The 13,670-nt window shown below is 48.4% G+C and carries 10 protein-coding genes; 6 read left to right on the forward strand and 4 right to left on the reverse strand.

Annotated features, from left to right (window positions below; genetic code table 11):
* Positions 1–200 precede the first annotated feature (200 nt).
* From tig to DFP83_RS00880, 6 genes are all read left to right on the forward strand, one after another.
* Positions 201–1,499, forward strand: coding sequence for a trigger factor (tig, locus tag DFP83_RS00855; RefSeq protein WP_110572232.1), 1,299 nt, complete (start codon positions 201–203; stop codon positions 1,497–1,499).
* A gap of 112 nt (positions 1,500–1,611) precedes the next feature.
* Positions 1,612–2,229 (forward strand): ATP-dependent Clp endopeptidase proteolytic subunit ClpP, encoded by a 618-nt coding sequence (gene clpP / locus DFP83_RS00860; protein ID WP_006955134.1) that lies wholly within the window; start codon positions 1,612–1,614, stop codon positions 2,227–2,229.
* Between the two features lie 12 nt (positions 2,230–2,241).
* On the forward strand, positions 2,242–3,519 hold the full coding sequence (clpX, locus tag DFP83_RS00865) for an ATP-dependent protease ATP-binding subunit ClpX (protein WP_110572234.1): 1,278 nt from the start codon (positions 2,242–2,244) through the stop codon (positions 3,517–3,519).
* A 120-nt stretch (positions 3,520–3,639) separates the two neighbouring features.
* Positions 3,640–5,976 carry an endopeptidase La gene (gene lon, locus DFP83_RS00870; RefSeq protein WP_110572236.1) on the forward strand — a complete coding sequence of 779 codons (2,337 nt, stop codon included), beginning with the start codon at positions 3,640–3,642 and terminating at the stop codon, positions 5,974–5,976.
* Between the two features lie 282 nt (positions 5,977–6,258).
* Complete coding sequence (hupB, locus tag DFP83_RS00875) at positions 6,259–6,555, forward strand: nucleoid-associated protein HU-beta (protein ID WP_222843009.1); 297 nt, start codon at positions 6,259–6,261, stop codon at positions 6,553–6,555.
* Positions 6,556–6,706: 151 nt separating this feature from the next.
* Entirely contained in the window at positions 6,707–8,581 is a 1,875-nt protein-coding gene (locus DFP83_RS00880) for a SurA N-terminal domain-containing protein (RefSeq protein ID WP_110572238.1), read from the forward strand.
* A gap of 78 nt (positions 8,582–8,659) precedes the next feature.
* Here the strand turns inward: DFP83_RS00880 and DFP83_RS00885 are convergent, their stop codons facing one another.
* From DFP83_RS00885 to DFP83_RS00900, 4 genes are read right to left on the reverse strand one after another with little or no spacing between them, the layout of a single operon-like run.
* Complete coding sequence (locus DFP83_RS00885; RefSeq protein WP_110572240.1) at positions 8,660–10,390, reverse strand: BatD family protein; 1,731 nt, start codon at positions 10,388–10,390, stop codon at positions 8,660–8,662.
* Positions 10,384–12,228 carry a vWA domain-containing protein gene (locus DFP83_RS00890; protein WP_110572242.1) on the reverse strand — a complete coding sequence of 615 codons (1,845 nt, stop codon included), beginning with the start codon at positions 12,226–12,228 and terminating at the stop codon, positions 10,384–10,386. Before DFP83_RS00890 ends, DFP83_RS00885 begins: the two co-directional genes overlap by 7 nt.
* Positions 12,221–13,207, reverse strand: coding sequence for a vWA domain-containing protein (locus DFP83_RS00895; protein WP_110572244.1), 987 nt, complete (start codon positions 13,205–13,207; stop codon positions 12,221–12,223). The genes DFP83_RS00890 and DFP83_RS00895 overlap by 8 nt, the downstream gene beginning before the upstream one ends.
* The gene (locus DFP83_RS00900; RefSeq protein WP_110572246.1) at positions 13,200–13,667 is read right to left on the reverse strand and encodes a DUF4381 domain-containing protein; all 468 of its coding nucleotides are present in this window, start codon (positions 13,665–13,667) and stop codon (positions 13,200–13,202) included. Before DFP83_RS00900 ends, DFP83_RS00895 begins: the two co-directional genes overlap by 8 nt.
* Positions 13,668–13,670 lie beyond the last annotated feature (3 nt).

The following is a 13,670-nucleotide window of genomic DNA, read 5'->3' on the forward strand; positions in this document are numbered from 1 at the left end:
GCGTTTTCTTCGCTGCGTTGGCACTCCAGAATTCACTCTCGACTATTCGCTATTGACTCGCTATAATGCTGCGTCATTTTTAAAGGATAACGCCGTTGTTTGCGTTCAAGGTGATTTGGCTTACAGCCTTATAGGTGTGAACTGAATGAGCTTTTAAAAGCAAGCAACACTTCACTGATTGAAACCGAGGTAAAAAGGCAATGCAGGTTTCTGTAGAGACAACACAAGGTTTAGAACGTCGTGTGACGATTACGGTACCGGCGGACGTTATTGATAACGAAGTAAAACGTTTATTAAAAGAAGAATACCGTCACCGCCGTGTGAATGGATTCCGTAAAGGAAAAATTCCTCCACACGTATTGCAGAAGCTATTTGGTCGCGAAGCACGCTCTCGTGCCGCTTCTGGTGTAATGCAGAGCAAATATTATGAAGCCATCATGCAGGAAAAAATCAATCCTGCGGGTGCGCCGGCGATCGAGCCTAAAGTCAACGAACCTGGTAAAGACTTAGAGTTCACTGCGACTTTTGAAGTTTACCCAGAAGTTGAGGTTAAAAACCTCGACAAGATTGAAATCGAGAAGCCAACCGTTGAAGTGACTGACGCGGATGTTGAAAGCATGCTTGAGACGTTGCGTAAGCAACACGCTGGCTGGAAAGAAGTTAAGCGTAAGTCAAAAGATGGCGACCGTGTAACGATGGACTTCGTTGGTTCAATTGACGGTGAAGAGTTTGAAGGTGGTAAAGCCTCTGACTTTGCACTTGAGCTGGGCGAAGGCCGCATGATCCCTGGTTTTGAAGACCAAATCAAAGGTATTAAAGCAGGTGAAGAGAAAACCATCGAGGTGACTTTCCCTGAAGACTACCATGCGGAAAACCTGAAAGGTAAAGACGCACAGTTCGTAGTAACCGCGAAGAAAGTCGAAGAACGCGAGCTACCTGAGCTTGATGACGAGTTTGTTGCCTTGTTCGGTGTTAAAGAAGGCGGTGTTGACGCGCTTAAAGCTGAAGTTCGTAAGAACATGGAGCGTGAGCTAAGCAACACGGTTAAGAGCAAGGTTAAAGAGCAAGTATTAAAAGGTATCGTTGAGCAAAACGAAGTTGAATTGCCAAAAGCAATGATCGATCAAGAAATCGACGCATTGCGTAAGCAAGCAGCACAACGTTTTGGCGGTAATGCAGAACAGATGCCAGACTTACCTGCTGAACTGTTCGAAGAACAAGCTAAAGAGCGCGTTAAAGTCGGTCTATTGTTGGGTGAAGTGATTCGCACCAACGAAATGAAGCCAGAAGACGAGCGCGTTGATACTATCATCGCTAACGCAGCTTCTGCTTACGAAGATCCGCAAGAAGTCATTGAGTACTACAAGTCAAACAACGACATGATGCAGCAAATTCGCAATGTCGCGCTTGAAGAACAAGCCGTTGAGTTTGTACTTGAGCAAGCAAAAGTGACTGAGAAGAAAGCGAGCTTCGATGACATTATGAACCCTAAGCAGTAATCTATCCGCAAGGATAAATCGACGGAGTCCTTGACGAGCTCCGTCTGTGCTTGGTTTAATGGCTCGTATGTAACTCATACGAGCCTTTTTCTTATTAGGAGCTTTATCATTCATGTCTAACGATATTCAGGATCCCATGGCACAGCTCGTCCCGATGGTCGTGGAGCAAACCTCAAAAGGTGAACGTTCCTACGATATTTACTCGCGACTGTTAAAAGAGCGTGTCATTTTCTGCTGTGGACAGGTCGAAGACCACATGGCTAATTTGATTGTTGCCCAATTACTATTTTTGGAATCAGACAATCCTGATAAAGACATCTATCTCTATATCAACTCTCCAGGTGGTGTAGTGACCGCGGGTATGGCGATTTACGACACCATGCGTTTTATTAAACCTGATGTCAGCACGGTGTGCATGGGACAGGCAGCGAGCATGGGCGCATTCTTACTGGCGGGCGGCGCGCAAGGTAAACGCTATTGTTTGCCTAATTCACGCGTGATGATTCACCAACCCTTGGGTGGCTTCCAAGGACAAGCGTCTGATTTCGAGATTCATGCGAAGCAAATTTTGGATCTGAAAGAGCGCTTAAACCGTATGTTAGCTGAGAACACTGGACAAGATTACGAGAAAGTGGCGCGTGATACGGATCGTGACCATTTCTTAACTGCGCCGGAAGCAGTCGATTACGGACTAGTCGATGGTATTTTGAATAAGCGCGGCGAAGAGTAGTAGGAGAGTCGAATGACCGATAAAACGCAAGGCGACGGTGACAAGCCGCTCTATTGTACGTTCTGCGGCAAAAGTCAGCACGAAGTGAAAAAGCTGATCGCTGGGCCTTCGGTATTTATTTGTGATGAGTGTGTCGACTTATGTAACGATATTTTGAAAGAGGAAATTCAGAATATTGCGGCGGCACCTGAGCACGATAAGTTACCCGTGCCTAAAGAGATCCGTAAGCACTTGGACGATTATGTGATTGGTCAAGAACGTGCGAAGAAAGTGCTATCTGTAGCGGTTTATAACCACTATAAGCGCTTACGTAACGCGGGTAAGGGCAAAGACGACGTTGAACTAGGCAAAAGTAACATCTTGCTGATTGGTCCTACGGGTTCGGGTAAAACGTTCCTTGCCGAAACCATGGCGCGCTTTTTGGATGTGCCATTTACCATGGCTGATGCAACGACACTGACTGAAGCCGGCTATGTCGGTGAAGATGTCGAGAACATTATTCAGAAACTGTTGCAGAAATGCGATTACGACGTTGAGAAAGCTGAGCGCGGTATCGTATATATTGACGAAATCGATAAGATTTCACGTAAGTCGGAAAACCCATCCATCACCCGCGATGTCAGTGGTGAGGGTGTGCAGCAGGCATTACTGAAATTGATCGAGGGCACCGTTGCGTCGGTACCTCCACAAGGGGGGCGGAAACACCCTCAGCAAGAATTCTTGCAAGTGGATACCTCAAAGATCTTGTTCGTTTGCGGCGGTGCATTTGCGGGTCTTGAACGCGTGATTGAGCAACGTCTTGCAACCGGCACTGGCATTGGCTTTGGCGCACAAGTGAAGAGTCCTAATAGTGCCGCGCAAAGCGAGATCATCAGTCAAGTCGAGCCAGAAGACTTGGTTCGTTATGGCTTGATTCCTGAGTTCATTGGTCGCTTGCCTGTTGTTGCGACCTTGGACGAGCTGAACGAAGATGCGCTCGTTGAGATCTTACGAGAGCCTAAAAACGCACTGACGAAGCAATATTCAGCGCTGTTCGAGATGGAAGATGTTGAGCTTGAGTTCCGTGAAGATGCGTTACGTGCTATCGCTAAAAAGGCGATGAACCGTAAAACGGGTGCTCGGGGTCTACGTTCGATCGTCGAAGGCGTTTTATTAGGTACCATGTATGATCTTCCTTCGATTGAAGGCGTATCTAAAGTCGTAGTGGATGAATCCGTTGTGGCTGGCGAGTCAGACCCCATTTTGATTTACTCCAATCAATCGGATGAGAAACACGCATCAGGCGAATAAGCGGGTGTGTTCAGCCCAAAGTTGACAAAAAGGGCCGGTTGGGCCCTTTTTTTATGCAAACCGTTGAACTTTGCCATACAGACCACATATTAAAGATAGAACTAAGGTCAGGAGAATTTGATGAGCGAAGAACGTACAGAGCAATTAGACATGCCTGTTCTCCCATTACGTGATGTAGTGGTTTACCCCCATATGGTGATTCCACTGTTTGTGGGTCGCGAAAAGTCTATCCGTTGTTTAGAAGCGGCGATGGACGGTGACAAACGCGTATTTTTAGCTGCACAGAAAGATGCATCAGTTGATGAGCCGACTGAGGATGATATTTATCGCGTCGGTACAGTCGCTACCATTTTACAGCTATTAAAACTGCCCGATGGCACAGTAAAAGTGCTGGTCGAGGGTCAACAACGCGCCGAGCTTGATGAATTGAAAGATAGCGAGGAATATTTCCAAGCGAGTATTCATTATTTAGCCTCGGAAACGTTGCCAGAAAAAGAAGAAGAAGTACTGGTTCGTTCGGCGATGAACCAGTTCGAAGGCTACGTCAAGCTGAATAAGAAGATACCACCGGAGGTGTTAACGTCACTTTCTGGTATCGATGAGTGTGACCGTTTAGCCGACACGATGGCAGCACACATGCCGCTCAAACTTGCCGATAAGCAACACATCTTAGAAATTACCGACGTTCGCGAACGTCTTGAATACCTGATGGCGCTGATGGAAAGCGAGATTGATATTCTGCAAGTTGAAAAGCGTATCCGTAGTCGTGTCAAAAAGCAGATGGAAAAGAGTCAGCGCGAGTATTATCTGAATGAGCAGATGAAAGCCATTCAGAAAGAGCTCGGCGAGAGCGAAGGTGGCGTTGATGAGTTTGAACAGCTGCAACAAAAGATCGATGACGCGAGCATGCCGGCAGAAGCGCGTGAGAAAGTCGAAGCTGAATTGTCTAAGTTAAAGATGATGTCGCCGATGTCTGCGGAAGCGACCGTAGTGCGTGGCTATATCGACTGGATGGTGTCCATTCCATGGAAGAAAAAGTCACGCATTAAGAAAGATTTAGGTAATGCGGAACGCATTCTCGACGAAGACCACTATGGTCTTGAGAAAGTCAAGGAACGCATTATTGAATACCTTGCGGTGCAGCAACGTACCTCCAAGGTAAAAGGCGCTATTCTTTGTCTTGTGGGACCACCGGGTGTGGGTAAAACCTCGTTGGGTCAATCGATCGCTAAAGCCACGGGTCGAAAATACGTACGTATGGCGCTCGGTGGTGTGCGTGATGAGGCCGAAATTCGTGGCCACCGCAGAACCTATATTGGTTCGATGCCAGGTAAGCTGATTCAAAAGATGTCTAAAGTCGGTGTGCGCAACCCGTTATTCTTGCTCGATGAGATCGACAAAATGTCATCGGATATGCGTGGTGATCCGGCGTCTGCGTTACTCGAGGTATTAGACCCCGAGCAGAACGTAAACTTCAACGATCACTATATGGAGGTCGATTACGATCTGTCTGATGTAATGTTCGTTGCGACATCGAACAGTATGAATATTCCAGCGCCGTTGTTAGACCGCATGGAAGTGATTCGCTTATCGGGCTACACCGAAGATGAAAAACTGAACATTGCAAAACGCCACTTGTTGCCAAAGCAGATTGATCGCAATGGCTTGAAGAAGAAAGAGATTCAGGTCGAAGACAGCGCCATCATGGGCATTATCCGTTACTACACGCGTGAAGCGGGTGTACGTAACCTTGAGCGTGAGCTTTCGCGTTTATGCCGCAAGGCGGTGAAAACCATCTTGCTTGATAAGTCGATTACTCAGGTTACGATTAATCAAGACAACCTCAGTGACTTCTTAGGTGTGCAACGCTTTGATTACGGTAAGGCAGAGGAAGCGAACCAAATCGGTCAAGTGACTGGCTTAGCTTGGACCGAGGTCGGTGGTGATTTGTTGACTATCGAAGCGACGAACGTCGCGGGTAAAGGCAAAATCACCTCTACTGGTTCACTCGGCGATGTCATGCAAGAGTCGATTCAAACGGCATTGACGGTGGTTCGAAGCCGCTCAGATAAACTCGGCATTGCAGAAGACTTCCACGAAAAACGCGACATCCACGTGCACGTGCCAGAAGGCGCAACACCGAAAGATGGTCCGAGTGCCGGTATTGCGATGGTGACCGCGTTGGTGTCATCGTTGACTAAGATTCCGGTGCGTTCTGAAGTCGCTATGACTGGTGAGATCACGCTACGCGGTGAAGTATTAGCGATTGGCGGTTTGAAAGAAAAGCTACTCGCGGCTCACCGAGGTGGTATTAAGCATGTGCTGATTCCAAAAGACAACGAGCGAGATTTGAAAGAAATCGCCGATAACGTTAAACAAGATCTAAAAATCCAACCTGTTAAGTGGATTGATGAGGTACTTGAGGTAGCGTTAGAGCGGAATCCAACAAAAGCTTAATTTTTGACTCAGATTTTTGCTATAGAAACGGACAAATGCGGTCTCGAGCATCGAAATTGCTCTACAGACCGCATTTTTTCGTTAAAAATTTAGCAAAAAAGGGTTTTCAATTGTTACGACTGTGGTAGCCTAAGGTTTAAAGCTTATACCGGTGTTGTAATCGTTTGCCGGGCAGCTTCTATGGTCACATCGTTCGGTAAATGGTGTTGAAGATAGTTAATAAGCTTGATATAACAAATTCGGACCATTGACAAATCCGAATGGAACCACGGAAACTTGATAATAACAATCGAAGGGGATGATACTGTGAACAAGTCTCAGTTAATTGATAAAATCGCTGCAGGTGCAGATATCTCTAAAGCTGCTGCGGGTCGTGCATTGGATTCAATGATCGACGCAGTAACTGAAGCATTGAAAAAAGATGACCAAGTGGCACTGGTTGGCTTCGGTACTTTTAGTGTTCGCGAGCGTTCAGCACGTACTGGTCGTAACCCACAAACAGGTGAGACTATTCAAATCGCTGCGGCTAAAGTACCTTCTTTCAAAGCAGGTAAAGCTCTGAAAGACGCAGTAAACTAATTAAAGGCGCTCTTGAGGCGCTTTTTATTTGTCATTACGAGTAACCCGAAGCCGACGCTTCGGGTTATTTTTTGCTTTAAGGGATGCGATTTATAGCGGTTTAGATATAATACTGCACCGTTAAAATGAGCGATTGAAGGAAGTCCTGATTATGTTAGAGCGGATAAGAGAAGGGTCGCAGAGTTTTACTGCGAAAGCCGTTCTGGTCCTGATTATATTGACCTTTGCCTTGGCTGGGGTTGGTAGCTATGTTACCGGAGGCGCGACGACCACGGTGGCGGAAGTCAACGATGCTGAAATCAACCAGCAGGCGCTGGACCGTGCTTACGAAAATGAACGTAGCCGTTTGCAAGAGCAATTTGGAGATATGTTCGAGGCTGTGAGTTCTCAACCCGGTTACATGCAGTCAGTGCGTGCCAACGTGTTGGAGCAACTCATTCAGCAAGAATTGCTGGTTCAGTATGCGCGTGACAATGGCATGCGAGTGTCTGCGGAACGTGTCAAACAAGAGATCCGTGATATTCCGGCGTTTCGCTCAGCGGGTCAGTTTGATAACGACATTTACTTAATGGCGTTGCGCAACGCTGGATATACACCAGAGCAATTCGCCGCTGTGTTACGTGATGATCTTATTAGAAGCCAAATTGCTCAAGCGATTGGCGCAACTGAGTTTGCATTATCTGCTGAAGCGCTTGCTTTGCAGCGGCTGCAACAGCAAACCCGCAGTGGTGCATATATCATTGCTGAAAATCAGAACTTTGTTGATCAAGTCGAGCTAACGGATGATGACATTCAAGCTTATTACGACAACAATCAACAGCAGTTCCAAACCCCTGAGCAATTAAAGGTCGCGTTTGTTCAGCTATCTAAAGCCGAACTTTATAATCAGGTGAATATCAGCGACGAAGAAGTGCGAGAGTACTACGACGCGTCTAGCGACCAGTATCGTACCGACGAGGAACGTCGTGTCGCTCACATTCTGATTGAGAATGGCACAGAAGATGCTCAAGCGAAGGCCGAGCAGGCACTTGCTGAATTAAATGAAGGTGCGGATTTTGCGGCGGTAGCCGCTGAATACTCAGACGATACATTTTCTGCTGAGCAGGGCGGTGATTTGGACTGGATTACCAAAGGCTCAATGGATGAAAATTTTGATAACGCTGCGTTTGCGCTTGAAAATGTAGGTGACGTGTCTGGAATCGTTGAAACGTCTTTTGGTTTCCACATTATTAAATTACTCGATTTGCGGGCGGGTGAAGTTACGCCATTCGAAGAAGTCGCGGGTGATATTCGTCAACGATTGAAATCACAGCAAGTCGATGACAAATATTTTGAGTTACAACAAAAGCTCGCGGAAGTCAGCTTCGAACAGCCAGATACGTTAGAGCCTGCCGCAGATGCGATCGGCACGAGCGTTCGTACGTCTGACTTGTTTACTCGTCAGAATGCACCTACAGCACTGAGCGATGAAGCGACGCTTAACCGTATTTTCAATCCTGATCTGATTGATGAGAAATTGAATAGTGACGTCATCGAAACAGCGGATGACCGTTCATTGGTCGTGCGTGTGTTAGAACATAAACCGCAAGCGGTTAAACCGTTGGACGATGTGAGAAGCCAGATTGTTGAACAGCTGCGAGTTGAAAAAGCACAAGCCTTGGCGCTTGAGCAAGCGGAGACGTGGAAGCAGCAATGGGCCGAGCAAGGTGAGCCAGAAGCGGATTACTTGACGCTCGACGCGGTGTCTATGGATAGTCAAAGTCACCCTCGTGCTATCTTACGTGCGTTGTTTTCAGAAGCACCTGCAGCGGATGGCTCAGCGGCATTGACGACGATTGAAATGCCAAATGGTGATGCAGCAGTGGTGGCACTGACGCAAGTTAATGAGGCGTCGATCGAAGGCGTTGAAGCAAACCAACAGCTCGTTGAGCAGCTACAAAATCGCCAGTCGCAGTTGATGCTGCAAGCGTTTGTAGAAACTTTGGTTGAACAAGCGTCTATCACACGCATGCAGTCTGAAGAATAACTCTGCGTGCAAACAAAAAAACCTGACATTTCGATGTCAGGTTTTTTTTTGGCTATCGTTAAGCGCTTACCGCGCTTTTTAATTGATAGGGTACATTGGTGGCAGAGGAGATGAAGCTGTCCTCGTACTCGACTGCTGTTGCGCGTTTCGAATCGCTTGGTAGAGTTGTTTACCCCGTTGCCAACGGGCACGCTTTTTAGCTGCGTAAAGGGCCGTTTGAAGCTGATTCAATTCGCTGCGTATGGCACTATCATTGGTAGCATTAAGCAACTTTGCTACGTCGCTAAGTGTGTTTACGCGCTGCTGGTACTTTTGATTAGCCCAACGCTTTAGGCTTTGCGTTGCCTGCTGCGGTTGGTTTTTCGCGCAGGCTTGCTGAAACGCTCGCCATGCTTCGCTTTTCGTCACTGGGTGAGTCGCGTCAGTGGAGGTATTACTAACGTGAGCGACGCGACGCTTGTATAGCCATAGGTTGATCCCTAGGCTAATAAGGAGTGCGACGGCCAGTGCTAAAACGACCCACAGCCAGTTATTGGGCTCTTGTTCGGTCGATTTTTGTTGTGTTGGCTCTGGTTTAGCTTCCTGTGTTTGGGGGCGAGGTTGTTCAGGCTGTTCGGGGATAGCTTTCTGCTGCGATTGGCTCATAGCAATCCCTTCGACATCAAACGAAAGCTCATCGGTGGTAGCGACGGCTCGCTGTTGGGTTTTGGTATTGAACCAAGGCACGTCGATGCCTGGCAAGGTGATGTTTCCAGGCTGTTGCGGCACGATCGCGTATTTAATGGTTTTTTGCGCAATATTCACACCATTGCGAACAAACTGATCGGTGTTCTCGTTGTCTGGATAAACACGTACGCTGTCTGGATAGTCATAGTCAATATCAGGCAATTGCTCCGGCTTCACGCCGACTGCTGTTAGCATCAGTGAAATCGAGATGGGTTCACCGACGTCGTATGTTTGTTTTTCAGGTGTAACGGTCTGGCTTATAGTGACTAATTCACTCGGCAACCAATGCCCCGTCCAATTTTGTGGAATGGGTTTGACCTGAACAGACTTTGTTTCTGCGATGGCGCTGACGGGTTGAGTATTTGAAAATGACGAGAAAATTGAGCGCTGACCCGAGGCATAAACTTCACCATCAAAGCGTGCGCCCTCGATCTCAAATTCACCTGATTGGTTTGGGGTAATTTGATAGGTGCGTTGATAGACACGGTAGCGGCGACCGTTATTCATTTCGCTATATTCTTCGTCTTTACCGATTTGACGAATGTCTGCATTTTCCATCTCGGGTGGAATGAGGTTACCTTTATTCAGGTCTGCAGCAAGGTACAGCCTCACGATATAGTGAATAGGCTGCTGTAAGAATACACTCGAGGTATCTAGCGATGCATCGACAAAAGCCATTTTATCACTGCGCTTTGCTGCATCGGAGTCAGGCGCCACAACAGTCATCGTAATGGGATCAGAGTTAGCACCATCAAGACTGAAACTCGGTATTTGATAGTCCCCGGGCGTTTTTGCCACGAGTACCGTAGTAAACTGCGTGAGTTTCTTTAAATCACCATTCACTAGCGATGTCTGGCGACTGACGCTGGTGCGACCGACAACGAAGTCGCTCAGTAAAATATCTGGCTGAAATGCCGAGTTTGGCACATCGTCGTTAAATGTCACCGTTAGTACAAACGACTCTTTTGCAATTACAGGGTTCTTATCAACGGTACTGGTTATTTTAGTCACCTCGGCGTATGCGGTCGCTGACGTGAACACTAACACTACGATGATACATAGATGATACCAACGACTTACCATTTCTGTTCTACTCCTTCTGGGTCACGGACGCCTTGTTGCTGTCTACGCTGACTTTCTAAATACATTTTCCGGCGTAACAATAGGCTCGGATCGTCCGGTACTCGATTCATCCATTGTTCGAGCTGACGTGCTCGTTCAGGGTCAATGTCGTCACTGAACTCGGTTTGCTGACTGCGCTGCTCGCGTGCGGGGTCGTCCTGCTTCTGACGCTGCGCCTCTTGCTGAGCTTGTTCAGCTTGATCGCGTTGTTGTTGCTCTGTTTGTTGCTTTTCCTGAGCCTGCTGTTGCTTATCTTGCTGCGATTGCGACGACTGGCCTTGCTGTTGCCCTTGTTGATCACCTGGCTGTTCGCCTTGTTGTTGGCCCGATTGATTCTGACCTTGTCCGTCTTGGCTGTCGTCTTTTTCTTGCGGTTTTTGGTTTTTGTCGCCTTCCTTTTGCCCTTGTTGTTGTTTCTGCTGCTCGAGTAGCTGTTGCATCAACTGACGATTCGCTTTTGCATCTTCCCAGTCGGGTCGTTTCAATAACGCCTGCTCGTATGCATCAAGCGCAGCTTGATAGTCTTCTTGTCGCGCAAGACTATTACCCCGGTTATACCACCCGGGCGCCGTATCCAGTTGTGCAAATTGTTCAGCCGCAGCAGCATAATCACCTAGGCGATAGAAGGCAGCGCCTTTGCGCATGGGTTGTTGAGTCAGCTTTGCCGCTTCGCGCCACATGCCCGCATCCATGAGCTGTTGAGCTTGTTGTTCGTTATTCAGCCACCAACCGGGACTTTCCGATTGCGTTTGCGCATAGGCGGTATGGGGTGCCATAGCTGATACAAGCAGGAGGGCGCCGACCAGATAGCCTCCGAGCGTACCGCCCTTGCGCCAACTAAAGAGGACCATCGGAATGAGTAGCAATGCGAGTATCGGACCCACGTCCTGCCATTGGTCACCTTGCTGTTGACTGTCGCCGTCTTTGCCTTTGCGGGATAAGGGTTCCAGCCCTGTGAGTCGCTCGATATCTTGGTTGGTTGAGGTCGAGGTCGTATAAACGCCCCCTGTTAGCCCAGCTAAATCACGCAGCCGATCGGGGTAGAGTTTGGCTACTATGACTTGGCCATATTTATCTTTTGCTAAGGCACCGTCGGCCCCTCGAATAGGTGCACCATCAGCCGTGCCGACTCCGAGAATAGACACTCGGTGTTCGGTGGCGCGCAAGTAGTTACTCACATCCGCCATATCCTGTGTGTCCACTCCGTCAGTCAGCCAATAAATATCTCCTCGAGAATAGCCCGCATTGGTGAGTAATTGATTGGCATGCTTGAGCGCCCGTAACGGGTTGTTGCCAGATGCCGGCATAATCTCAGGCGAGAGTGACGGAATCAATGTCAGTAAATTATTATTGTCCTCAGTCAGCGGACTGATTGTAAATGCATCGGCGGCATACGCTATCAAACCCGTATCTCCGTCCAAACCGGAGCGCACCAGATCCATTGCTTTAAAACGCAGGCGCGTTAAGCGGTTAGGATTGACGTCCTCGGCGAGAAGTGAGGGTGACATATCGAGTACCACGACTTGTCCACTATCGAGTTGGTAGACCGGTTGAGGAAGCCGTTCCCAAGTAGGACCGCTCAGTGCCAGTGTGGCGACCAGCCAAAATAGACCTAAGCGGTGAGCGGACCAAAAGGTCACTTTGCCACCGCTGTTTACTAGTACTTGAGATAGGTGTTTGGGCAACCACTGATGCCATCCAGATTGGTGCTTTCGTATGAACAAAATACGCCAGTACAGAAAGGCAAGCGGTACTAGCGCGAGTAACCAAATCGGACGTAAAAAGTGAAAATCAGCCATGTTGACTTCTCCATGGACGATAGTGCATGACGCTCAATAACGTCAGTAAGATGAGCGCACCGGATAGCGGCCAGAAAAACAGTGCTTGGCGTGGACGCAATTGCTGTTCGGCACCGCGAACGGGCTCAAGTTCATCCAGTAATTGGTAAATACGTTCGAGCTCCTCGGTGCTGCGCGCACGGAAATATTCGCCCCCGGTTTCATCAGCCAGTTTTTGCATTAAAGGGACATCCAGATCGCGGGATGGATTCACTTTGCGTTGGCCAAACATGCTGTCAACGACAACTTCTTCTGCGCCCACGGCGATGGGATAGATTCGGACATCAAAGGCTTTGGCAAGCTCTAATGCTTGATCGGGGCTGAGGTTGCCGGCGGTGTTTTGGCCATCAGTAAGCAAAACTAATACGCGGTTTGTTTCCTCTTTACCTTTAAAACGTTTGACCGCAAGAGCAATCGCGTCGCCAATCGCGGTACGCTCACCGACTAAACCCAACACCGACTCATCCAACATTTGCTGAACGGTCTTACGGTCGTATGTGATCGGGGTTTGCAAAAATGCGGTATCTGCGAACAGAATGAGTCCGAGTCGGTCGCCTTTGCGACGCTCAATAAAGTCGCCAAGAACCGCTTTCACCATTTCTAATCGGTCTACATTACGGCCGTCCAGTGCCATGTCGGCAATCTCCATCGATCCGGATAAGTCGACCGCCAGCATAATCTCACGCCCTTCGTTGCGAACGGGGAGCGGTTCGCCCAGCCACTGCGGGCGGGCGACCGTTGCGACAACCAGTAACCAGCACAGCCATAATAAAATCCACATGACGGGACGTGAGCGAGCATCACGCTGTCCATCGCTTAATCCGTGTAAATTTGGGATACGGATGGCAGAAGCTTGCTGATGAGCGCGTGGTAAAAAATAACGCACAAACAGCGGTAGCGGTATTAACAAAAACAGCCATGGCCAGGCAAACTCAAACATGACGGGTTAACCTCCTTGGCGACTGACTAAGCCAATTCTCCACGAGCGCTTGATATTGGTTGACCCATTCTTGGTGACCCGGTTGAAAAAGCAGGCGGTCGGCATTAGCGAGAAGTTCACCGTGCTGCTGCTCATTGGCGCCGAGGAACTCGAGCCAGGTGCGTCCGCTTAATTGGGCTATTTGACGGCGCGGGAAATAGACCAATGCTGCGCGCTTAGCGATGAAGGTGATATCTTTCGCCGTAGGTTGTTGAAGTTGATGCAATGACTGTTGTGCATACCGCAAGGGCTTACGGCGCTGATGCGCTCGCCATAGGTAAATAACCGCCACGCTCAGACCGATTAATACCAGTATCAAAGTCACCCAAACCGGTGTCGCGAGCGGTAAAAACGAGGCGCTTTGCGGCTCAACAATATCTTTTAATTGGCTGATATCGGCTTGTTGTTTTAAACCAGACATGTG

Source organism: Idiomarina fontislapidosi (assembly GCF_003226255.1).
In the GTDB taxonomy this organism is placed as follows: domain Bacteria; phylum Pseudomonadota; class Gammaproteobacteria; order Enterobacterales; family Alteromonadaceae; genus Idiomarina; species Idiomarina fontislapidosi.